The 21268-nt window shown below is 71.0% G+C and carries 22 protein-coding genes; 11 read left to right on the top strand and 11 right to left on the bottom strand.

Annotated features, from left to right (window positions below):
* Positions 1 to 24 precede the first annotated feature (24 nt).
* A complete protein-coding gene (locus AC3E6M_RS10425) occupies positions 25 to 483 on the top strand; it encodes an acyl-CoA thioesterase (protein ID WP_138175688.1) in 459 nt (152 codons plus the stop codon).
* 26 nt (positions 484 to 509) lie between these two features.
* Here the strand turns inward: AC3E6M_RS10425 and AC3E6M_RS10420 are convergent, their stop codons facing one another.
* A complete protein-coding gene (locus AC3E6M_RS10420; RefSeq protein ID WP_490529826.1) occupies positions 510 to 1322 on the bottom strand; it encodes a shikimate 5-dehydrogenase in 813 nt (270 codons plus the stop codon).
* Positions 1323 to 1431: 109 nt separating this feature from the next.
* On the opposite strand from AC3E6M_RS10420, the gene AC3E6M_RS10415 reads away from it, so the two are divergent.
* Entirely contained in the window at positions 1432 to 1737 is a 306-nt protein-coding gene (locus tag AC3E6M_RS10415) for a hypothetical protein (RefSeq protein ID WP_138175692.1), read from the top strand.
* A 527-nt stretch (positions 1738 to 2264) separates the two neighbouring features.
* Here AC3E6M_RS10415 and AC3E6M_RS10410 read toward each other — a convergent pair.
* The 6 genes from AC3E6M_RS10410 to AC3E6M_RS10385 all read right to left on the bottom strand — a co-directional run bounded on the left by AC3E6M_RS10410 (position 2265) and on the right by AC3E6M_RS10385 (position 7488).
* The gene (locus AC3E6M_RS10410) at positions 2265 to 2549 is read right to left on the bottom strand and encodes a helix-turn-helix transcriptional regulator (RefSeq protein ID WP_490529825.1); all 285 of its coding nucleotides are present in this window, start codon (positions 2547 to 2549) and stop codon (positions 2265 to 2267) included.
* A gap of 476 nt (positions 2550 to 3025) precedes the next feature.
* Positions 3026 to 4006: a branched-chain amino acid ABC transporter permease gene (locus AC3E6M_RS10405; RefSeq protein ID WP_212743507.1), complete on the bottom strand. Its 981-nt coding sequence runs from the start codon at positions 4004 to 4006 to the stop codon at positions 3026 to 3028.
* A complete protein-coding gene (locus AC3E6M_RS10400) occupies positions 4003 to 4857 on the bottom strand; it encodes a branched-chain amino acid ABC transporter permease (RefSeq protein WP_138175696.1) in 855 nt (284 codons plus the stop codon). The genes AC3E6M_RS10405 and AC3E6M_RS10400 overlap by 4 nt, the downstream gene beginning before the upstream one ends.
* Positions 4854 to 5528, bottom strand: a complete 675-nt coding sequence (locus AC3E6M_RS10395; protein ID WP_490529905.1) for an ABC transporter ATP-binding protein — start codon at positions 5526 to 5528, stop codon at positions 4854 to 4856. Before AC3E6M_RS10395 ends, AC3E6M_RS10400 begins: the two co-directional genes overlap by 4 nt.
* Positions 5528 to 6313 carry an ABC transporter ATP-binding protein gene (locus AC3E6M_RS10390; RefSeq protein ID WP_490529824.1) on the bottom strand — a complete coding sequence of 262 codons (786 nt, stop codon included), beginning with the start codon at positions 6311 to 6313 and terminating at the stop codon, positions 5528 to 5530. Before AC3E6M_RS10390 ends, AC3E6M_RS10395 begins: the two co-directional genes overlap by 1 nt.
* Entirely contained in the window at positions 6310 to 7488 is a 1179-nt protein-coding gene (locus AC3E6M_RS10385) for an ABC transporter substrate-binding protein (protein WP_490529822.1), read from the bottom strand. The genes AC3E6M_RS10390 and AC3E6M_RS10385 overlap by 4 nt, the downstream gene beginning before the upstream one ends.
* Before the next feature lie 189 nt (positions 7489 to 7677).
* Between AC3E6M_RS10385 and AC3E6M_RS10380 the strand changes: the two genes are divergently transcribed.
* From AC3E6M_RS10380 to AC3E6M_RS10365, 4 genes are all read left to right on the top strand, one after another.
* A complete protein-coding gene (locus AC3E6M_RS10380; protein ID WP_490529821.1) occupies positions 7678 to 9912 on the top strand; it encodes an ATP-binding protein in 2235 nt (744 codons plus the stop codon).
* Positions 9913 to 9996: 84 nt separating this feature from the next.
* Positions 9997 to 10713, top strand: a complete 717-nt coding sequence (locus AC3E6M_RS10375; RefSeq protein ID WP_490529820.1) for an alpha/beta hydrolase — start codon at positions 9997 to 9999, stop codon at positions 10711 to 10713.
* Positions 10710 to 12182 (top strand): aldehyde dehydrogenase family protein, encoded by a 1473-nt coding sequence (locus AC3E6M_RS10370; protein ID WP_490529819.1) that lies wholly within the window; start codon positions 10710 to 10712, stop codon positions 12180 to 12182. The genes AC3E6M_RS10375 and AC3E6M_RS10370 overlap by 4 nt, the downstream gene beginning before the upstream one ends.
* Entirely contained in the window at positions 12179 to 13279 is a 1101-nt protein-coding gene (locus AC3E6M_RS10365) for an NAD(P)-dependent alcohol dehydrogenase (RefSeq protein ID WP_490529818.1), read from the top strand. Before AC3E6M_RS10370 ends, AC3E6M_RS10365 begins: the two co-directional genes overlap by 4 nt.
* Positions 13280 to 13529: 250 nt before the next feature.
* Here AC3E6M_RS10365 and AC3E6M_RS10360 read toward each other — a convergent pair whose 3' ends face one another.
* Both AC3E6M_RS10360 and AC3E6M_RS10355 read right to left on the bottom strand, forming a co-directional pair.
* Complete coding sequence (locus AC3E6M_RS10360; protein ID WP_490529817.1) at positions 13530 to 14957, bottom strand: HNH endonuclease; 1428 nt, start codon at positions 14955 to 14957, stop codon at positions 13530 to 13532.
* Between the two features lie 336 nt (positions 14958 to 15293).
* Entirely contained in the window at positions 15294 to 16088 is a 795-nt protein-coding gene (locus tag AC3E6M_RS10355) for a helix-turn-helix transcriptional regulator (protein ID WP_490529816.1), read from the bottom strand.
* Between the two features lie 48 nt (positions 16089 to 16136).
* Here AC3E6M_RS10355 and AC3E6M_RS10350 point away from each other — a divergent pair, with 48 nt between their 5' ends.
* The 4 genes from AC3E6M_RS10350 to AC3E6M_RS10335 all read left to right on the top strand — a co-directional run bounded on the left by AC3E6M_RS10350 (position 16137) and on the right by AC3E6M_RS10335 (position 18280).
* On the top strand, positions 16137 to 16577 hold the full coding sequence (locus tag AC3E6M_RS10350; protein WP_490529815.1) for a DUF2000 family protein: 441 nt from the start codon (positions 16137 to 16139) through the stop codon (positions 16575 to 16577).
* 21 nt (positions 16578 to 16598) lie between these two features.
* Entirely contained in the window at positions 16599 to 17051 is a 453-nt protein-coding gene (locus AC3E6M_RS10345) for a hypothetical protein (RefSeq protein WP_138174947.1), read from the top strand.
* A 149-nt stretch (positions 17052 to 17200) separates the two neighbouring features.
* On the top strand, positions 17201 to 17431 hold the full coding sequence (locus AC3E6M_RS10340; RefSeq protein WP_490529814.1) for an MMPL family transporter: 231 nt from the start codon (positions 17201 to 17203) through the stop codon (positions 17429 to 17431).
* A gap of 12 nt (positions 17432 to 17443) precedes the next feature.
* Positions 17444 to 18280 carry a CPBP family intramembrane glutamic endopeptidase gene (locus tag AC3E6M_RS10335; RefSeq protein ID WP_490529813.1) on the top strand — a complete coding sequence of 279 codons (837 nt, stop codon included), beginning with the start codon at positions 17444 to 17446 and terminating at the stop codon, positions 18278 to 18280.
* Positions 18281 to 18375: 95 nt separating this feature from the next.
* Here the strand turns inward: AC3E6M_RS10335 and AC3E6M_RS10330 are convergent, their stop codons facing one another.
* A complete protein-coding gene (locus AC3E6M_RS10330) occupies positions 18376 to 18618 on the bottom strand; it encodes a winged helix-turn-helix transcriptional regulator (RefSeq protein ID WP_212743505.1) in 243 nt (80 codons plus the stop codon).
* Between the two features lie 13 nt (positions 18619 to 18631).
* Entirely contained in the window at positions 18632 to 19300 is a 669-nt protein-coding gene (locus tag AC3E6M_RS10325) for a FadR/GntR family transcriptional regulator (protein WP_138174943.1), read from the bottom strand.
* 168 nt (positions 19301 to 19468) lie between these two features.
* Here AC3E6M_RS10325 and AC3E6M_RS10320 point away from each other — a divergent pair, with 168 nt between their 5' ends.
* Positions 19469 to 21214, top strand: a complete 1746-nt coding sequence (locus tag AC3E6M_RS10320) for a 2-isopropylmalate synthase (RefSeq protein WP_490529811.1) — start codon at positions 19469 to 19471, stop codon at positions 21212 to 21214.
* The last annotated feature ends 54 nt before the right edge of the window (positions 21215 to 21268 follow it).

The following is a 21268-nucleotide window of genomic DNA, read 5'->3' as shown; positions in this document are numbered from 1 at the left end:
CGTCACGCGAGTAGCGTGGTCGGTGTGACGAAATCGCAGTGGCATCCCTCGGAAGACGGCATCAATTTCCACACCCGCAAGTGGGTCAAACCCGAGGATCTCAACGCCAACGGCACGCTCTTCGGCGGCAGCCTGCTGCGCTGGATCGACGAGGAAGCGGCCATCTACGCGATCATCCAGCTCGGCAACTACCGCGTGGTCACGAAGCTGATCTCCGAGATCAACTTCGAGGCCTCGGCGCTGCAGGGCGATCTCATCGAGATGGGCCTGACCGCGACGCACTTCGGACGCACGTCCCTGACGATGCGGGCCGTGGTACGCAACATGATCACGCGCAAACGGATCCTCACCATCGAGCGGCTCGTGTTCGTGAGCGTCGACGAGAACGGGCAGCCGACGCCGCACGGCTACACCGACATCACGTACGACCGCGACCGGATGCCGCGCGAGCACTCCGCGACGGGCAGCATCCGCATCGAGTAGGCGCTGACGCCGGAGGAACGTGCGGGTCAGGCGCGCGAATGCGCCGACGCCCGGGCCACCTGGTCCGCCGTCGGCGTCACGCCGGTGTAGCGCGCGAACTGGCCGGCCGCCTGCAGCGCGATGACCTCGGCGCCCGTGATGACGTCCGTCCCCGCCGCGCGCGCGGCGCGGATGAGCGGGGTCTCCGCCGGAAAGGCGACGACATCGAAGACCGTGTGCGCCGCGGCGATGTGCGCGGGAGAGAAGGCCAGGGTCTCGGCATCCGCCCCGTCCATCCCGAGCGGAGTGACGTTGACGATGATCGCGGCACCGGGCTCCGGATCGTCGGCGATCCAGCGGAAGCCGTACGCCGCGGCGAGCGCGGGACCCGCCTCGGCGTTGCGCGCCAGCACGGTGACGTCGGCGAATCCAGCGCCGTGGAACGCCGCGACCACGGCCTTGGCCATGCCGCCCGATCCGCGCACGAGCACGGATGCCGCCGGGTCGAGGCGGTGGCTGTCGATGAGGCTCGCGATGGCTTCGTAGTCGGTGTTGGAGGCCGTGAGCACTCCCCCATCGTTGACGATCGTGTTGATCGACCCGATCGCCGCGGCCGAGGGCTCGATGTGATCGACGAGCGGGATCACCGCCTCTTTGAAGGGCATCGATACCGAACAGCCCCGGATGCCGAGAGCCCGGACCCCGCCGATGGCGGCGGCGATGTCGGTCGTGGTGAACGCCTTGTAGACGAAGTCGAGGCCCAGTTCGGCGTAGAGGTAGTTGTGGAAGCGCGTGCCGATGTTCGAGGGGCGCCCCGAGAGCGAGATGCACAGGGCGGTGTCTTTGCTGAGTTCGGGCACGGTGACCTCCGGATGCGGGGCGGGATTCCTCGATCGTAACGAAGCCGCGACGACGCTCTGGGGCCGCCGTGATTGCACGCACACGCATCGAGGTGAATACCATGTATGCATGGTCAAATCTGCGCGGAGCCGGGCGACCGCGGACATCGCGCACGAACTCGACACCGCACTCCAGAAAGCGATCGGACGCACCCTCAATTCCTGGGGGCGACGGTACGGACTCCTCCCTTTGACGTGGACCGTCGAGCATTGGGACGGCTATGTGACCCTCGTCGGCCGGCCACCCCGCCGGTCGAGAAAGAGGGCGCACCGGGCAGCGCAGTGGGCATCCCGGCTGAATTTCCAGACGACCGACGGCGGCAAACGGTTGTGGCTCTCGAATGCTGACGGATGGCACGTGGAAATCCAGGAGTGACGCACCCGGGTGTTCTTCACACCCCGCCACGCACCATGTATGCGTGGTATTGTCGCGACCGACGCCGGGGGGCCCGAGACGAGGACGCGATCCGTGGCACGGACCTGCCCAGCGACCCGAAGCAGCACCGCACCGACCGGCGAGTGGCTTGCCCCTGTGAGATTGGTGTCACATGCACGTTGACCAGTGGCCTACCGATGCCGCCTGCCCACCGTGGTGCAACGGATCTCATGACCACCTCGAGGCCCATGGCGCCTCCCACCGGAGCGACCCGAGGTCCGTCCCGGCCGTCGAGCGACGTCACGGCACGGACGGGCTGGCCTTCGATCACGTCGCCGCGGGAGACCTCACCGTCGGCGTCGAATCGCGATGGGGCGACACGTGGGTCTGGATCTCCCCCGAAGACAATGTCCGCCGCGGTCTCGTCCTCAGCAAGGAAAGCGCCCACCGCCTCGCCAGAATGCTGGTTGCCCTCTTAGAGGAACGCCTTCTCTGAGCCCCGCCGCTGTACGCCTCTCCACCATGCGTCACGGGATGCGCGGAAGAAGGTCCGTGGTCGGAGGCGGCAAGAGGTCAGAGACATCGACCTCGAGGACGAGCGCAAGCGAAATGAGCGTCTGGAGGCGAGGATTCGCGGCCGTGCCCGGATTGGATTCGCCCTTTTCCAGCTTCTGATACGTGAATGTCGACAACCCCGCAGCGTGGGCCACGCGCTCTTGAGTCAACGACAGGCCGAGGCGCGCGCGCTGGAGATTCGCTCCGAGCAGGCGCGAATAGTCCGCCCACGGATCAGGCGCGCCGCTCACCACCACAGGACAAGGTTGCCGAAGAGCCACGTAAACATTGCACGCCAGTGTGGCACGTTAGTGATTCGTTATGGCGCACTCTCGCTCGTCGCCTGCACCCGACTGCCCCCGCGAGTGCCTGAGCGATCGCAGTACCCGCGGGAGGATGTAGCCCGCGAGGTCGCTGCTCAGTTCGGTCACGACGCTCCGCGGGAGTTCCGCACGCGCGGCCGCCTCCGTGAGCGAGAGGTCGCCCGACATGTAACGGAGAACGCACACGATCGCCATGTTGACCTCGGAGCGCATCACGTCCGCCCGCGAGCTCGCGGCCCGCGAACTCGATCGATTCGCGCCGTTCTGCATCGGACCCCTCCCCCGTCGCCCCGCTCCATGTATACCACGTATACATGGTCGAACAAGAGAAGGATCCCGTGGCCGCACGGCGGGCCACCTCGCCCGTCTCCGTAGCGGTCCGGGCACGCGCAGAGCCCCGACCGACGACCCTACGGAACCCCCGCCGCCACGACCTTTCGCACGGGACGTGCCCGGTGCCGCCATCCCGCGACGGTCGGGACGATCCCCCGGGGAACGAAGAGCAGGAACAGCACCAGCACGACCCCGTACCCCGCGTACTGCAGGATCGGGCCGGCTGCGGCGGGCATCCCCGGGGCGGCGCTGAGGACGCTGAGCACCTGCAGCCACAGGCTCAGCGCCACCGTTCCCACGACACCTCCCCACACCGAGCCGAGTCCGCCGACGACGGCCATCACGACGTAGCCGAACGAGACGAACGGCGGGTAGGTGTCCTGGCTGACGTACGGCGTGAAGAAGGCGCCCAGAGCCCCGGCGAAACCCGCGAATCCGCCCGCGACAGCGAACACGGTGAGCTTGCTGCGGAGCACCGGCACGCCACTGGAGGCCGCCGCCGACTCGCTTCCGGCGAGCGCGCGGATGCCGCGCCCGAACCGCGACCGCACGAGGTTGCGGCACACCAGGATCGCCACGGCGAGCCCGGCGAGCGCCAGGTAGGAGTACACCCGTTGATCGGTCACGACGAGACCCCCGAGCGACAGTGGTGGGATGCCGAAGATCCCCACGCCCGCACCGAACAGCGGCAGTGTGGCCATCACGGTCTGGATGATCAACAGCACGGCGAGCGAACCGAACGCGAGGTAGTGGCCGCGCAGCCGCAGGAGGGGCCACCCGACGAGGGCGGCGGCCCCTGCGGCGAGGAGCGGCGCGACCACGAGAGCGAGAACCGGGGGGACGCCCAGGGTGACGGTGCCCACCGCGACGGTGAGGCCGCCCACCGCGACGAAGGCGCCCTGTCCGAGCGAGGCCTGCCCGGCGTACCCCATGAACAGCGACAGGCCGGTGACGACGATCGCGGCCAACGCGGTCTGCACCAGGAACGTCTGGTCGGAGACCAGCAGCGGGGCCAGGGCGGCCGCGACAGCGGCCACCACGATGACGATGCGGGTCATTTCGCCTCCTCGACGGTGAATGAGCGCGACCGGGCGATCATGAGGACGAGCATCATGATGAGCGCGATCTGGGTCTGGTAGGAGCCGCTGGCGTAGCCTGCGACGAGCTGTCCGGTGACGCCGAGCACCACGGCGCCGACGAAGGTCATCCAGGGGCTCCGGAGCCCGCCGAAGACCGCGGCCGCCAGCGCGCTGAGCACGAACGGCAGGTCGGAGGTCACCGAGACGGCGGTGGTCGGCGCGATCAGCACCCCGGCGAGTCCGCCCAGGACGCCCGCGATCGTGAAGGACAGCAACCCCATGATCCGGGTGTCGATGCCCACGAGACGTGCGGCCCGGGGATTGGATGCCGCCGCGGTCAGCGCGCGACCGATGTCGGTGCGGGTGAACAGCACGCTCATGAGCGCCAGCGTCACGACGGCCACGCCGAGCACGAGGAGCCGCTGGATCTCGACCTCGGCGCCGAACAGACGAACCGTTCCGGTGAGGCCCGGAGGGGAGACCGGGTTCTGCCCCCACACCGCGATGATCACGGCGGCGGACACGAGAGACATGCCCAGGGTGATCAGGAGCGAAGTCATCGGGTGCGTGCCGGGTTTTCCGATCGCCACGGCGCCCACGACGAACCCGATGAGCCCCACCACGATCACCGCCGACAGCTCCGCCAGCCCCGGGGGCACGCCGAGCTGATGGAAGGTCTGCGACAGGAACGCGCCGAACACCACGAAGGAGCCCTGGGCGAAGTTCAGCACGTGGGTCACGCGGTACACCACGACGATGCCGCTGCCGACGAGAGCGAACGAACCGGCGAGAGTCAGTCCGCTCAGCAGATATGTGGCGAGATCGCTCACGAGGGGTTCTCCTGTCCGTCGAAGCCGCCGAGGTACGCCGCGCGCAGTTCCGGTGCGGCGGCCAACTGCGCAGTCGGTCCGTCCGCGACGATGCGTCCGGCGTCGAGCACGTATGCCCGCGAGCACAGCTCGAAGGCGAGCCCGACCTCTTGCTCGATGAGCAGCACGGCCGTCCCCCGGTCGGCGTTCAGCTGGGCGAGGTGCCGCACCAGATCGGCGGCGATGAGCGGGGCGAGCCCGAGGGAGAGCTCGTCGATGACGAGCAGGTCGGGCTCGGCCATGAGGGCACGACCCACCGCGACCATCTGCTGCTGCCCACCCGAGAGGGTGTCCGCCCGCTGGCGCCGCACCCGGCGGAGGTCGGGGAGCAGGTCGTACACGGCGTCGGTGTCGCGGCGCCGTCTCCGCCACGCCCCGAGACGCAGGTTGTCGTCGACGCTCAGGTCGCCGAACATCTGCCGCCCCTCGGGGACTTGCGCGACGGTGCCGTCGGCCCGCACGGTGCCCGACGCCGGACGCACGAGCCCGCTGACGGCATCCACGAGAGACGTCTTGCCCGCGCCGTTCGGACCCACGAGGGCGACCAGTTCGCCCGCACCCACGTGCAGCGACACCCCGTCGAGAGCCGTCGCCGCTCCGTAGCGGACGACCAGATCGGTCACGTCCAGCATCATGCGGCCGTCTCGCTTCCCAGGTAGGCGGCGATCACCGCGGGGTCGCGGCGGATCTCGTCGGGCGTGCCGTCGGCGATCAGCCGACCGAGGTCGAGCACCGCGATGCGGTCCGCCAGGGCCGTCACCATCGCGACGTCGTGCTCGACGAGCAGAATCGTGATGCCGTCCGCGTGGAGCTCGCGCAAGAGGGCCCGGAGGTCCTCGCGCTCGTCCGCCCGCAGCCCGGACGCGGGCTCGTCCAGCAGCAGTACCCGCGGACGGGCCGTCAGCGCTCGGGCCACCTGCAGCCGGCGCTGCTGCCCGAGCGGGAGCTGCTCGGCACCGCGGTCGGCCCAGTCCGCGAGACCGACGCGCTCGAGCGCGGCGCGGGCATCGGCCATGATCTCGGTCTCCTCCCGCCGGTGACGCGGAAGCCGGAGGGCGGCCTCCACCGCCCCCGCCCCGGTGCGCGCGTGCGCACCGACGGCGACGTTCTCGCACACGGTCATGCTCGGGAACAGCCGCGCGCCCTGGAAGACGATCGCGATTCCCCGGCGCGCCCGGCGGTGCGCGGGAAGGCGATCGATGCGCTCGCCGTCGAGACGGATCGTTCCCTCCTGCGGGCGGATGTGACCGCTGATCAGGCCGAACAGCGTGGACTTGCCCGCCCCGTTCGGCCCGATCACCCCCCGAAGCTCGCCGGGAGCGACCGAGAAGGAGATGTCGCGATTCGCGTAGACGCCGCCGAAGCGGCGGGACAGACCCGACACTTCGAGCCCTGCGGACGGTGCGGTCGTGTTCACTGGGGCAGCTCGGTCGCGAACTTCTTCGTCGCGTACTCGGTCGGAACCCACGCGCCGCCGGTCACCTGGAAGATCGCCAGGGACGTGGCATCCAGGCCCATGTGGTCGGTGGGGCTGTAGGAGTAGCGCCCGTTCGAGGTCAGCAGATCGGTCTGCTCGAGCGCGTCACGGACCTTCTGACGGTCGGTGGAGTCCGCGCGGTCGATCGCCGAGGCCAGGAGCTCGACGCCCGAGGCGCCGCCGAAGGCGAACTCCGGAGGGTACGCGCCGGCGTTGGCCTCCATCCAGGGCTGGGCGATCGCCATGACCTTGGTCTTGTACGCGCCGTCGGGGAGCGCCTCACCGGCCATCGCCACGGTCGCCGCGGCGATGACGCCCTCGGCGGCGTCACCCGCGGGCTGGAGGTAGAGGTCGGAGGCCTCGGCTCCCGTGAAGTACGTGTCGATACCCTTGCCGGCGATCTGCTTGGTGATGATCACCGGTGCCGGACCCGCGCCCCAGACGACGAACGCGTCGGGCTGCGCGGCGACGACCTTCGTGATCAGCGGCGTGAAGTCGGTGGCCGTCTGGTCGTACGCCTCGTCCAGGACGACCTGGATGCCGGCTTCCTCGGCGAACTGCACGGTCGCCTTGTCGCCGTTGCCGCCGTACAGGTCGCCGCCGGTGTAGCCGATGGCCAGGGTCTTCACGCCCTGCGCGACCCAGTAGTCCACGAGCGCGCGGGCGTAGACGGCGGGAACGGGCGGCGAGGTGAAGGCGTACGGGTTGCTGCCGTCGGCGAACGCGTCGACCGGGCTGAGCGCGATCGTGGGGATCTTCGCCGACTGCGCCGTGCTGCCGACCGCGGTCGCCGCCGATACGAAGCTGCTGGCGAGCATCGCCGAGTAGGACGGGTCGGAGGCGAGCTGGTTGAACTGCTTCACCGACTCGGTGACATCGGCTTTGTCGTCGACGACGGTGAGCTGCACCTGACGCCCGTCGATGCCGCCGGCGGCGTTGATGTCGGCGACGACGCGCTCGGCCGCCTCCTTGTCGCCCTGCCCCAGGGCCGAGAGGAAACCGGTCAGGGGGACGACCATTCCGATCTTCACGGGTCCCGACGCGGAGTCGGGCGAGGTCGTGGCACCGCCGGAGCAGGCGCTGAGGGCGAGGGCGAGGGCGGCCGTGGCGACCACGGGGCGGTTCTGCGCATGGACTTCTCCTGGTTCGTCGTTGAACACGGACCCGCTGGGGTCGGCGGCCATTGTCGCGGGGCGGAGAACGGTCCCGTCTATCCGTGAAATGACGTAATCGGTGGCCGAACCTCGCCGTGCCCGACACGACCCGCACATAATGAAAGCCACCGAGAGCAAGGACGCATCGCCGTGATCAGAGAGCCGCGCAGCGAGTTCGTGGGGCGTCGACGCGAGTTGGAGTCCCTGGCCGGCGAGCTCGCCCACGCCCGGCTCGTGACGCTCACCGGGGTCGGCGGAGTAGGGAAGACCCGGCTGGCGGTGCGGGCGGCGAACGCGCACGCGTTGCGCACGTCCACGAGCGTGTTCTTCGTCGGACTCGACGCGGTGAGCGATCCGCGCCGGGTCGCCGAGGCCATCGCGCACGCGCTGCCGTACGGCGAGCTCTCGGCGCGCGGACCGCTGGAGTTCATCATCGATGTCCTCAGCGGAGAGACGGCGTTGATCGTGCTCGACAACTGCGAGCACCTCATCGACGCGGTCGCCTCCGTGGTCGACGATCTCCTCGACGCGCTCCCCCGGGTGACGATCGTGGCCACGAGCCGCCGCCGGCTCGACGTCGACGGAGAGCAGGTGTTCGCCGTTCCGCCGCTGACCACCGACGCCGCGGGTGACGAGCCGGCGGACGCAGTGGCCCTGCTGGTGGCACGCGCCCGCGCGGGAGATTCCGGATTCGCCCTCGCCCCCGCGGAGGTGGCGGCGGCGGCGCAGCTGTGCCGGGCACTGGACGGGCTGCCCCTCGCGATCGAGCTGGCCGCCGCACGTCTGCGCACGCTCTCCGTCGTCGAGCTCGGACGCCGGCTGTCGCAGAGGTTCACGCTGCTGCGCGCCGGTACGCGCGCGCCGGTCTCGCGACAGCGGACGTTGCGCGCGGTGGTGGACTGGAGCTACGAGCTCTGCACGCCGGCGGAGCGCGGGTTGTGGGCGGCGCTGAGCATGTTCTCCGGGCCGTTCGATCTGAAGGCCGCCGTCGCGGTCGCCGGCGGAGACGACGCCGCCACCGTCGACACCCTCGATCAGCTGATCGAGCAGTCGGTCGTCGAGGCCGACCGCGACTCGGGCCGGTTCCATCTGCTCGAGACGATCCGCAGCTATGGCCGTGACCGCGCGGAGGAGGCCGGGGACCAGCCGCGCCTGGTCCGTCGCCACCTGGAGCACTACGCCGGGCTCGCGCGTCTGGCCCGCACGCACTGGTACGGCCCCGCGCAACGCAAGATCCTCGGCGGTCAGCGGGCGGACCGGGCGGAGGTGGATGCCGCGCTGCGCACGGCCGTGGCGCTGGACACCGACCGCGCGCTGGAGCTCTTCTCCGATCTGCGCTATCACTGGGGCGTCGGCGGTTTCCTCACGGAGGGACGCCGGTGGGCACGCCGGCTCCTTGCCCTGCCCGGGGGCTCTGCCGCCTCCCGGGTGCCGGCGCTGCTGGTCTCGGCATGGCTGTGCGTGCTCCAGGGAGCGCTGGAGGAAACGCAAGCGCACCTCGACGATGCGCAGGCGCTTCTACCTCTGGTCCCGGAGCCCGAGGCGGGGCTGTGCGAGGTCGAGTTGCGCCGGTGGAACGGCAGCCGGGCGCTGTTCGCAGGCGAGGGCGAGCGCGCCCGCGACGAACTGCTGCGCTCGATCGGGCTCGCGCGGGCGCTCGGACGCCCGGAGGAGGCGCTCGTCGCCCAGTTCCAGCTCACCGTGACGCGCACCCAGCTCGGGCTCGCGGATGCCGCCGCACCCGCGCGTGAGGCCTTGCGGTACGCCGAGTCCATCGACGAGCGGTGGGTGCGCTCGCTGGCGATGTGGGCGATCGCCCTGGCGCTGTACGCCGACGGCGACCTCGACGAGGCCGAGCGTCACGCACGCGACGCACTTGTGCTCGAGGAGGGCATCGACGACCCCGTCGGAGACTGCCTGGTCCTGGAGCTGCTGGGATGGATCGACGCCGCCCGCTCCCCCACCGAGCGCACCGCTGTCCTGCTCGGCGCGGCGCTCAGCTGGTGGCGGCGGATCGACTCGGGCATCGCGGTGCACGGTCCGCACATGGTCGCGCAGCACGACCGGTGCGTGGCGACCGTCCGGCAGCGTCTCGGCGACGAGGCGTTCCAACGCCTGTCGGCGATCGGTGAGCGACTGTCGCCCGCCGAGGCCGCGGCGTTCGCCGGAGCACCGGGCCGGCCCGCGGCGGGGCTGAGCGCCCGCGAGAGCGAGGTGGCCGCCGGCATCCACGAGGGTCTCAGCAACCGGGAGATCGCCGAGCGCCTGGTGCTGTCGGTGCGCACGGTCGACACGCACGTGCAGCGCATCCTGGCCAAGCTCGGGTTCACCTCCCGGGCGCAGATCGCGGCCTGGTACCAGTCGACGTTGAGCGCTGTTCGGTAGTCCTACGGATACCGTGCCCCCGCGGCGCGACGGAGACTGGGGGCGCGACGACGTCGAGGTCGTCCCCGTCCGAGGAGCGCACGCATGACCCTTTCCCCTCCCCGCATCCTTCTCGTCCACGGGGCCTGGGCCGGCCCCTGGGTGTTCGATCGTCTCGCCGAGGAGCTCCGCGGGCGCGGTTTCCTCGTCGCCACCGTCGCCCTGCCCACGATCGGCAGCACCGTCGACATGTACGCCGACGCGGCTGCGATCACCGAGAAACTGGATGCCGCTGACGGGCCGGTGACCCTGATCGCCCACTCCTACGGCGGCATCCCCACGACGCAGGCGGGCGACCACCCCGCCGTGGAGCGGATCGTCTACGTGGCCGCGTTCGCCCTCGATGCCGGAGAGACGCTGCAGCAGGCGGTCGGCGGGGGCTTCCCGGAGTTCTGGGGCGTCGCCGACGGCATGGTCTCGATGGGCCGGTCCCGTACCGAACGGATCGCCATGGTGAGCGCCGATCTGCCGCTCGACGCGCCCGCCGATCTCGCGGCGCAGATCGCCGACACGTTCCGGCCGCAGTCGCTCGCGGCGTTCACGACACCGGTGACCCGCGTCGCCTGGCGCGCGAAGCCGACGACCTATGTGCTCACCGAGCGCGACGCGCTCGTGCCCACGCCCTTCCAGGAGCACCTCGTCGCCCGCATGGGTGCCGACGTGGTGCGCGTACCCACGGGGCACACGCCGTTCGAGGACGACCCGGTGTGGTTCGCCGGCGTGCTCGCGGATGCCCTCGAGACCGCGGAGACGAGCCGATGAGCGCTGTCACCGCCCCGGCGTTCGCGCCCGGTCGCCTGTTCATCGACGGGCGGTGGCGGGATGCCGCCGACGGCGGCCGCATGGACGTCCTCGCTCCGTCGACGGGAGAGAAGATCACCGACGTCGCCCGTGCGACCGTGGCCGACGTCGACGCGGCCGTCGCCGCCGCCCGCGCCGCGTTCGACGACGGGCCGTGGCCGCGGATGTCGAGCCGGGAGCGGGCTCGCATCCTGCAGCGGGCCTACGCGCTCATGCGCGAAAGAGCCGAGGAGCTCGCCCAGGCCGAGAGCCTCGACGTCGGCAAGCCCATCACCTTCGCCCGCGTCGTCGATGTCAACAACGCTGCCGAACTGTACGAGTACTACGCCGCGCTCGGGCACCGGCTCGACGGGGACGTCCGCGAGATCACCGCCGACGTGCACGCGTACGTCCGGCGCGAACCCCTCGGGGTGGTCGCCGCGATCACCCCGTTCAACTTCCCGCTGATCCTCTCGAGCACGAAGATCGCCCCGGCCCTGGTCGCCGGCAACACCGTGGTGCACAAGCCCGCGAGCGACACTCCGCTCACGGCCCTGCTCATGGCCGATCTGCTGCGCGAGTCGGGCGTCCCCGACGGGGTGTTCAACGTCGTGACCGGACCCGGCGCCGCCCTCGGCGACCACCTGGTCGCTCACCCGGACGTCGACAAGGTCGCGTTCACCGGATCCACCGAGATCGGGGCCCACGCGGCGGCGCTGGCGGGACGCAGCCTGAAGCCGTTCACCGCCGAGCTCGGCGGCAATGCCGCGAACATCCTGTTCGCGGACGCCGATCTCGACCGCGCCATCCACACCGTGATCTCGGCGTTCGTCTTCAACGCCGGACAGTTCTGCATGGCGGGCCCGCGGCTGCTCGTGGAGCGCTCGGTCTACGGTGTCGTGCTCGGCATCCTGAAAGACGCCGTGCCGCAGGTGCCGTTCGGCGACATCGCCGACCCGGCCACCGTCATCGGCCCGCTCGCGAGTCGCGTGCAGCTCGAGAAGGTCGCAAGCATGGTGGAGCGGGCCCGGGCGACCGGTGCGCGGGTCGTGACGGGCGGTCACGCCGTGGAACGTGACGGCGGCTTCTTCTACGCCCCCACGGTCCTCGCCGATCTCGATCCCGACGCCGAGATCGTCGTCGACGAGGTGTTCGGGCCTGTTCTGACGGTGCAGCCCTTCGACACGGAGGACGAAGCGATCGCACTCGCCAACGGCACGCGCTACGGCCTGGCCAGCGGCATCCAGACGTCCGATCTCGCGCGGGCGCACCGCGTCGCCGCCCGCCTGCGCGCCGGGATCACGTGGGTGAACGGCTGGGCCGTGCTCGACCCCGCGGTGCCGTTCGGCGGCGTGAAGGCGTCGGGGTGGGGCCGCGAAGGCGGTCCCGAGGCGCTGGAGTCGTATCAGAAGCCGCATTCGATCGTGTTCGACCTCGGTGGTCGGGCATGACCGCGGGGCGCGCCGCGATCATCGAGGCGCCCGGGCGGATCGTCGTCGCCGACGTCGAGTACGCCGATCCCGGGCCGGGCGAGGTCCTCGTGCGGCTCACCGCGACGGGGCTCTGCCACACCGATCTCGGGGTGCTCGCCGGCGGCATCCCGTTCCCCACCCCCGGGATCATCGGACACGAGGGGGCGGGACGCGTCGAGAAGGTCGGGCCGGGCGTCACCGCGGTCTCGCCCGGGGATGCCGTGCTGCTGAGCTTCACCTCGTGCGGCGCGTGCGACTCCTGCGTCAGCGCCCATCCCGCGTACTGCGACACGTGGCTCCCCCGGAACCTCCTCGGTGGCCTCCGGCCGGAGGGGTCGGCCGGGGTCACCCGCCACGGCGAGCCGGTGGCGTCGCACTTCTTCGGGCAGTCGTCGTTCGGCACTTCCGCGATCGCCGACGAACGCAGCCTGGTTCCCGTCGCCGACGACGCCGACCTCACCGTCCTCGCCCCGCTCGGATGCGGGGTGCTCACCGGCTTCGGGTCGATGTGGAACGTGCTGGATCCCGGACCCGCCGACGTCGTGGCCGTGTACGGGGCCGGGGCCGTCGGCCTGTCGGCGATCATGGCGGCGGCGATGCGGGAGCCGGCCCGGATCATCGCGATCGATCGGGTCGCCGCGCGGCTCGATCTCGCCCACGAACTCGGGGCGACCGACACCGTCGACGCGTCCAGCGAGGACGTCGCCGCACGTCTCGCCGCGCTCACCGGGGGACGCGGCGTCACTTTGACGTTCGACACCACCGGCCATCCCGGGGTCGCGCGCACCGCGCTGGATGCCGCCGCCGTCCGGGGGACCGTCCTCGTGTGCGGCGCGCCACCGCCGGGCACCGAGATCGCCGTCGACATCCAGGGGATCCTCAGTGGCAAGGTCCTGCGCGGCGTGACGATGGGCGACACGGAGCCCCGCGATCTCATCCCCCGGCTCGTCGCGCTCCATGCCGACGGGCGCCTGCCGCTGGAGAAGCTCGAGAAGCGCTACGCCCTCGACGACATCGCGAGCGCCATCGATGACATGCACAACGGCAGGACCGTCAAGCCGGTGATCGTGTACTGAGAGCATCCGGGTGTACTGAGAGCATCCGGCCCCTGCGGCGGCGTGCCGGACCCGTGTCGCGAGGGGACCGACCCGCCTCGCAAGCGCGACTGACGCGCGCGGCAGGCTCGCCCACCCCGCCCCGCTGGCGTCCCCACCCACGCCGCAGGCATGCCCACCCTTGCGGCAAGCGCGACCGGCCCCACGCCGCAAGCGCACCACCCCACCCGGCAGGCATACCCGCCCACGGCGCAGGCGCGACCGACCCACGTCAGAACGGAGCGGGTTCCGTGGCGGGCGGGAGCGGCGGGTCGGGAACGAACCGGACCGCCGGAGGGTACGGAACGGGTTCGTCGATATAGACCCTCCCGGTCGGGGAGGTCCACTCGAGCACTCCCCCGGCGAGCTGTCTCACCTGCCAGCGGGTGAACTGCTTCTGGGTGTGGTGTCTTTGGCAGAGATGGCAGAGGTTGCACACCTCGGTCTTGCCGCCGAGCGCCGCGTCGTGGGTGTGATCGACCTCGCATCGCACCGCGGGGGCGGTACACCCGGGCCACCGGCAGTGGCGGTCGCGGGCGCGGAGATAACGGTCGATCGCCGCGGTCCGCTGATAGGTGTCGACGTGTAACACCGCCCCGGTGATCGGGTGCGTGATCACGCGATCCCACGGCAGTGACGTCGCCTCGGCGATCGCCCGCGCCGTTTCGGCGTCGATGGGACCGTGCCCGACGAGCGCAGCGGGGTCGAGGTTCTCTCCGCCGGGTTGAAGCATCGTCAATGCAGGGACCACGACCTGCACCTTCGCACGGATCGCCCCGAGTGTGCCGAGGCCGTCGTCGCCGCGGGTCGGGTCGGCGTCGGGCGCCGCGGTCAGCAGGAGGTCGGCGAGAATGTCGGCGCGCACCTGATCGACCGTGCGGATGTCGGCGTCGACCGATGCCGTATCGGCCGCGCACGGGACACCGTCGTTGACGGCCTCCGTGCAGAACGCAGGCTGGACGCCGGGCTCGACAGGCGCCCCACTGGGCACGGACGACGCGGCGGGACGCGCGTCGACGAGCGCGCGGCCCTGCTGGGTGAGCCGATCGTAGATCCCCACCGCCAGCACGGTCGGCAAGGTGGCGATGAGATCCGACATCCCATTCTCGCCGGGCACGACCCGCACGTTCCGTGTCGCACGCCCGGCGCGATGCCGTTCGGTGATCGTCGTGGGCTGCAGCCGTTCGGCGAGAGCCGCGAGACAGGTCTTCAGCCGACGGGGGCTCATCCCCTCGGCAGTGGCGACCGCGAGCACGTCGAACTCGCCGCGCCGCTCCACGGGCACCGGATGCCCGGCATCCACGATCGCCCACACATGAGCTCGCGACAACGCCCCCGCCTCCCACGCGGCGAGCGTCACCGGATAGTCGTCAACGAGCTCCACCGCACGACCGATCTGCGCCTGCACCGATCGATCGGAGAGGTGCGCGGCCGCCGCGATCTCGGATGCCACCTCGCGCAGCGCCATCTCTGCCATCTTCGACGAGGTGCGCTGGGCCGCCATCGCGTCGAACGCGAAGTGCCCGGCGCGAGCGAGCGCCCGCACCCGTCGCGCCTCGGCCGCGGCCAGCTCGGCGTCGGCCGCGAGCACCTCGCTCAGCACCGACGACAGGTCGTCGTGCCCGCCGTGGGGCGCTGGTTCGGGGTTCGCGGAGTGCATGTGTGCATGCTAGCGACGGGCTCCGACATCACGACGCGTCGGGGGAGGCAAGTGGGGACAACCTCCGAGATTCCCCACCTGGGGAGGAACGGTCCTCACCTCACCGAATCCGCTCCGCGCCGGGGGCCGAGCGCTTCCACCCCGGCCGCACGGTAACGGCACCCCGGCTGTGCTGCACCGCCTTCACCGCACCGCACCTCGGAGCGAACGTCTCACCCACCGCATCGGCGACCGCGCCTCCTCACCGCCACGCGCCCGCGCACCGCACCGCCCACCGCGACCCCCCGCCCGCGCACCGCACCGCTCACCGCACCCCCACGCCCGCCCGCCCGCACCTCACGGCATCCGAAGCCCCACCCGCCCCGCGAACAGCGCAGGGGTCACCCCCAGCACCCGCCGGAAGTGCCGGGTGAGGTGGGCCTGATCGTGGAAGCCGGCGCGCACGGCGGCGTCCGCGGGGCGGTCTCCGTCGAGGAGCAACCGCCGCGCCGCGTCGACTCGCCGGGTCACGAGGTAGCGATGCGGCGGCATGCCGTAGGCACGCGAGAATTCCCGCACGAGGTGGCTCGGGTGGGCACCCAGTTCGCGCGCGGCGGCGGCGATCGTGAACGACTCCGTGAACCGGTCGTCCAGCAGCGAGCGCAGCCGCCGCGCGAGCGGGGCGTCGCGCGCGGGCGCGGCCGCGCTGCCGGTGTGGGTGAGGACCGCGTCCCGCACCGCGAGCAACCAGTGCTCGGCAGCCATCTCGTCGCCGGGATGCCGCAGGGCGGCGTGCACCCGCCGCGTCGCCGCCTCGGCGGATCCGTGCGCGAGGGTGGGGCGATGCGCGACGCGACCGGCGGTATCGTCCGGCAGCCAGTCGCGGCGCACGTAGAGCACCTGCTTGCGATATCCGATGCCGGAGACCGCGGAGCGCCCGTCGTGCGGGATCCCCGGCGGGAGGAGCGTGAGGGCGCCGGGAGCCGCGAGATGCTCGACGCGATCGAGACCGTACGTGACGGCTCCCCGATCGACGAGCATCACGGCCCAGTCGTCGTGGGTGTGCAGCGGGTAGGCGTGATCGAAGCTCGCGTGATAGACCTCGCGCAGGAGAGGGACGTCCGGATGCCACGCCCGCACCCGATCGATCATGCAAGAAACGTACAAGACGCCCGGCGGCCCACGCCCGATGCTGGACGAATGACCGCAGACACCCCCACCGCCGCACCGCATTTCGACACGAAGGTCGTCGTCGTCCTCGGAGAGAACCTGGCGTCGTGGCAAGAGCTCAACGTCACCGCGTTCCTCCTGTCCGGGATCGCGACGAGCGAGCCCGACCTCGTCGGCGAGCCCTACGTGGATGCCGATGGCGTGCGCTATCTGCCGATGCTCCGCCAGCCGGTGCTCATCATGACCGCGGACGACGATCTGCTCGGCCGCGCCCGGGCGAAGGCGTCGGCACGCGACGACGTCGCGCTCGCGATCTATACCCGCGACCTCTTCGCCACTCCTCACGACGCCGCAAACCGTGCGGCCGTGGCGAGTGTGGCATCCGACGATCTGGATCTCGTGGGCATCGCCCTGCGCGGCCCGCGCAACGTCGTGGACCGCATCGTGAAGGGCGCGCGCTTCCACGACTGAGCCACCCGCTAGCCTCGCCCCGTGGGATTCTCGCCGTGGGGGCTGGCGATCGCCGTGACGGTGCTGGCCCCGAGCCTTCTGCTCCTCGCGCTGCCACCGCGGCATCCGTTGCCCACCGTGCGGGTCTCCCCCGTGCTGTCGGCGCTCGAACGCGCCGGACAGGCCGCATGTCTCGTGATTCCCGTCATCGTGCTGCCCGCGCCGCTGACCTGGGCGTGGGCGGTGCCGATGGCGATGTTCCTCGCGGCCTACCTGGTGCTGTGGGGCCGCTACGTGCGACGGCGTGACCCGGGACTGCTCTACCGCCGGTGGGGTCCGGTGCCCGTGCCGATGGCGGTACTACCGGTCGCGGTCTTCGCGACCGCGGGGGCCTGGCTCGGCATGATCTGGCTCGTCCTCGCCGCGGGCGCGCTGGCCGCGGGCCACATCCCCACGTCGCTGGCCGTCGCCCGGGCGCTCCGGACGCAGGGCTGAGGCGCACACCCCGCGCGCAGGGGCTGGCTGCGCGGAGCGACACCGAAGGACGCGGTCACGCGGAGGCTCGCCGATACCGGCGGCGTCATCTCGGCCGCCGCGATCATCATGATCGCCGTGTTCCTCAGCTTCACGTTCAGCCCCACCCCGTGATCAGGGTCTTTGGCGTCGGGCCGGCCGTGGCGGTGTGCGTGGATGCCACGGTGGTCCGGATGCTGCTCGTTCCGGCCATCATGACGCTGCGGGGAAGGAGCGCGTGGTGGTGGCCGGACCGCCGCCGGCGGCGCAGAAGCACCGCGGATCTCCCCGCCCTCGACCGAACACCGGCGAGGGGCGAAAGTCCCCTCGCCGGGGAGCGGCGGAGGGAACGCTTGTCGTGAAAGGAGCCCGACATGACCACCGTCCCGCAGCGAGAGGACCGCTCCGGCGGCCTCCTGGTCTTCCTCGTCGTCGCCTTCGCGGTGACGTGGGCGATCTGGATGCCGATCCTCCTCCAGGCCCAGGGGCCGGGGCTCGACGCGATGCCGTGGACGTTCTTCCTCGCCTCCGTCGGTCCGCTGTGCGGCGCGGTGGCGGCCTCGCTCTGGGAGGGCGGCGCGCGCGGACTCGGGGCCTGGGCGCGCCGCGCCTTCTCCGTGAGGTTCCGCCCCGTGTGGTGGCTCGCGGCGATCGGCATGCCCGTGGCGTACTTCCTGATCGCCTGGATCACCGCCGCCCTCGTCGCCGGCGCCTGGCCGGACCCGGCGCTCTTCGGCGTAACCGACAAGCTTCCCGGACTGTCATGGCCGCTGGTCGCCCTGGTGTGGGTGATCACGTTCGGTTTGGGCGAGGAGTCCGGGTGGCGCGGGTGGCTGCTCCCCGCGCTGACGCGGCGTCTCTCGGCGTTCTGGGCAGCGCTCGTCGTGGCCGGCGTCTGGATCGTCTGGCACCTGCCGGCGTTCTTCTTCAACCCCACCTACACGCAGATGGGGGCCGGCGTCCTCGGGTGGATGCTGGCCCTCGTCTGCGGGTCGTTCCTGCTGGCGTGGATGACTCTCGGCGCCGGAGGGAGCATCGTGCCCGTGCTGATCTGGCACGCCGGCTTCGACCTGCTGACTGCGGCCGATCAGTCCGCCGGCGTCATCGCCTCCACCGTGAGCGGCATCGTGATGACGCAGGGGGTGCTGTGCGCGTGGCTGCTCTGGCGCCGACGGACGGTCGCCCGTACACCCGTTCTTGTTGCCGCGTGAGGGCGAGAACGGCCAGGGGGCAAGGCTCGGAGGACTCGCCCCGGTGACGACATCGGGCCGTCGGAGACCCGCCGCATGGTCCGGATGTCCCGGGCTCAGCGCCATCTCTCCGTGCGGCGGTCGAACTCGTCGCGGTGCGCTTCGATCGCGGCAACGTGGTCGCTCGCCCCATCGGCCAAGGCCACAGCGTGCGGAATCAAGGACTCGGCGAGATCGGTGGGCTCGCATTCGACTCGCGGCGGCACTTCCGCCTGGGCGGTGCGGGTGAGCATTCCGTCGCGTTCGTGCAGCGTCGCCATGATCAGCAGTGCCCGGTCGACGATCACCGCCTCGACCACGAAGACACTCCGCTTACGCGAAGCCCGACTTGAGGGCGTCGAGGTGAGCGCGGGTCGCTCGGGCAGCGGCATCCGGCATCCGATCGCCGATCGCTTCCACGACCACCGCGTGCGCGTCCTGATCGGCGTGCGCATCGGCCACGGGGCGGATACGGAGCATGTCGACCATCGCGCGCCGCACGCGTGGCACGAACCCGTCGAACAGTTCGGTGAGCACCTCGTTGTGCGCGGCGACGACGATCGTGCGGTGAAACGCCATGTCGGCATCCACGTGCTCTTCCACGCTCTGCCCGGCCACGGTGCGCGCCTCCAGCGCACGCCGGATCGCGCGGAGATCCGAAGGCGTGCGACGTGTAGCGGCGAGGGCCGCGGCTTCGACCTCGATCGCCGTGCGCGCCTCGATCACCGTGACGATGTCGGCGCGACGCAACACCTGCTCCCAGTCCTCGGGGGCGTCCAGTGCCGTCACGTACACACCCGATCCCTGGCGGGAGTCGAGGATGCCACGGCCGGCGAGCTGGCGGATCGCCTCGCGCACCGTGGACCGACCGACGCCGAGCTGCGGCGCCAGGGTCGTCTCGCCGGGCAGCCGCGCGCCGAGCGCCCACTCCCCCGATCGGATCCGCGCAAGGAGCACGTCGGCCGCTTGATCGGCCAGCGGCACACGTGTGAGCTGAGTCATCGCCATCTCCTCTACTTGTCTGAGGACTTGTGTTATAGTCTACCCGTGCTCACCGTCACCTCCCTTCTTCTTCGCCGCCACGGCGGGGCGTAGCCGGACCGGCTCCCCGTCGTGGAGCCGAACGCTGCGCCGGTCTCCATCTCGAAGACCCGAAGAGGAACCACCGACATGATCACGACCACCCCCGCCTGGAACCGGCAGCGCCCCTCCGGAATGCCCTCGCACCGGTACGCGGACGTCTACTCCCGCGTCGAGGTGCCCCTGGGCACCGAGCGGCTCTGGCCGACCCGCCGGCTCACGCAGGCCCCGCTGTGGGTTCCCGTCGATCTCCGCGACGGCAACCAGGCCCTCGCTGAGCCCATGGACCCCGCCCGCAAACGCCGCTTCTTCGAGTTGATGGTGCGGATGGGATACACCGAGATCGAGGTCGGTTACCCTTCGGCATCCCGGACCGATTACGACTTCGTCCGACTCATCGCCGACACCGACATCGCGCCCGACGACGTCACGATCGTCGTGTTCACGCCCGCACGTCGAGACCTGATCGAACGCACGGTGGAGTCGATCCGCGGCATCCGCAACGACGTCGTCATCCACCTGTACACCGCGACAGCCCCGACCTGGCGCGACACCGTGCTCGGCAAGAGCCGTGACGAGCTGCGCGAGCTGATCCTCGCCGGAGGCAGAGACGTGTGGGAGCTCTCCGGGCACCTGCCGAACGTGCGGTTCGAGTTCAGCCCCGAGGTGTTCACCCTCACCGAGCCCGACTACGTCCTCGAGATCTGCGACGCGATGACCGAGTTCTGGGATGCCAGGCCCGAACGTCCCGTCATCCTGAACCTCCCCGCCACCGTCGAGATCGCCACGCCGAACGTGTACGCCGATCAGATCGAGTACATGCACACCCACCTCACCCGTCGCGACGGTGTCATCCTGTCCGTGCACCCCCACAACGACCGCGGCACGGGCATCGCCTGCGCCGAGCTCGCCGTCCTCGCCGGTGCTCAGCGCGTCGAGGGCTGCCTCTTCGGCAACGGCGAGCGCACCGGTAACGTCGACATCGCCACCCTCGCCCTGAACCTGCACGCCCAGGGCGTCGACCCGATGATCGACTTCTCCGACATCGACGAGATCCGCCGCACCGTCGAGTACTGCAACCGCATCGACGTGCACCCCCGTCACCCCTACGTCGGCGACCTCGTGCACACGGCGTTCAGCGGTACGCATCAGGACGCCATCAAGAAGGGCTTCGCCGAGCACCGCGCCCGGGCCGCAGCCGAGGGGCGCGACGAGAGCGAGATCGCCTGGCGGGTCCCCTACCTGCCCATCGATCCCGCCGACATCGGCCGCAGCTACGACGCCGTCATCCGCGTGAACTCGCAGTCCGGCAAGGGCGGCATCGCCTACCTGCTCGAGACCGCGTTCGGCCTCGAACTGCCCCGGCGCCTCCAGATCGATTTCTCGCGTCACGTGCAACGGCACACGGATACGACCGGCGACGAGGTCACTGCCGACGACATCTGGAGCATCTTCACCTCCGCGTACCTGCCCGCGGACGCCGACGGCCCCGTGCGCCTGATCGCGCTGAGTATCGACGAGGTCGCGGCCAGAACCGACGTCACCGTCCGCGTCGACGACGTCGAGCACCGCTCCACGCACGACGACGCCGGCGCGATCGACGCCCTCGTTCAGACCCTCGGGAGCCACGGCATCCCCGTCGAGATCCTCTCGCTCCACCAGAACTCGATGCGCTCCGGGGCGGATGCCGAGGCCCTCACCATCCTCGAATACCGCGCCCCGGACGGCCCCGCGTGGGCCGCCGGACGCGACCGCTCCGCCCTCACCGCCACCCTCGATGCCGTCCTCCGCGCCGCGAACGCCGTGGCCGCGGCGCGCGAGGTGTCCGCCCGGTGACGACCGTCGCGTACCCCCGGCCGCCGGTGGATCGCCGACGACGACGTGGACGCG

This window comes from Microbacterium sp. SCPM-O-B-15248 (M128), assembly GCF_058214835.1.
The sequence above is the reverse complement of the archived record's forward strand: the minus strand, read 5'-3'. Positions and strand labels throughout refer to the sequence as shown.

What these genes read in the sequence shown, in the direction of transcription:
- AC3E6M_RS10375 (WP_490529820.1), top strand. Translation starts at nt 9,997, where the DNA reads ATGACCCTTTCCCCTCCCCGCATCCTTCTCGTCCACGGGGCCTGGGCC.
- AC3E6M_RS10415 (WP_138175692.1), top strand. Translation starts at nt 1,432, where the DNA reads ATGGTCAAATCTGCGCGGAGCCGGGCGACCGCGGACATCGCGCACGAA.
- AC3E6M_RS10405 (WP_212743507.1), bottom strand. Translation starts at nt 4,006, where the DNA reads ATGACCCGCATCGTCATCGTGGTGGCCGCTGTCGCGGCCGCCCTGGCC.
- AC3E6M_RS10395 (WP_490529905.1), bottom strand. Translation starts at nt 5,528, where the DNA reads ATGCTGGACGTGACCGATCTGGTCGTCCGCTACGGAGCGGCGACGGCT.
- AC3E6M_RS10360 (WP_490529817.1), bottom strand. Translation starts at nt 14,957, where the DNA reads ATGCACTCCGCGAACCCCGAACCAGCGCCCCACGGCGGGCACGACGAC.
- AC3E6M_RS10335 (WP_490529813.1), top strand. Translation starts at nt 17,444, where the DNA reads ATGACCACCGTCCCGCAGCGAGAGGACCGCTCCGGCGGCCTCCTGGTC.
- AC3E6M_RS10365 (WP_490529818.1), top strand. Translation starts at nt 12,179, where the DNA reads ATGACCGCGGGGCGCGCCGCGATCATCGAGGCGCCCGGGCGGATCGTC.
- AC3E6M_RS10350 (WP_490529815.1), top strand. Translation starts at nt 16,137, where the DNA reads ATGACCGCAGACACCCCCACCGCCGCACCGCATTTCGACACGAAGGTC.
- AC3E6M_RS10370 (WP_490529819.1), top strand. Translation starts at nt 10,710, where the DNA reads ATGAGCGCTGTCACCGCCCCGGCGTTCGCGCCCGGTCGCCTGTTCATC.
- AC3E6M_RS10325 (WP_138174943.1), bottom strand. Translation starts at nt 19,300, where the DNA reads ATGACTCAGCTCACACGTGTGCCGCTGGCCGATCAAGCGGCCGACGTG.
- AC3E6M_RS10320 (WP_490529811.1), top strand. Translation starts at nt 19,469, where the DNA reads ATGATCACGACCACCCCCGCCTGGAACCGGCAGCGCCCCTCCGGAATG.
- AC3E6M_RS10355 (WP_490529816.1), bottom strand. Translation starts at nt 16,088, where the DNA reads ATGATCGATCGGGTGCGGGCGTGGCATCCGGACGTCCCTCTCCTGCGC.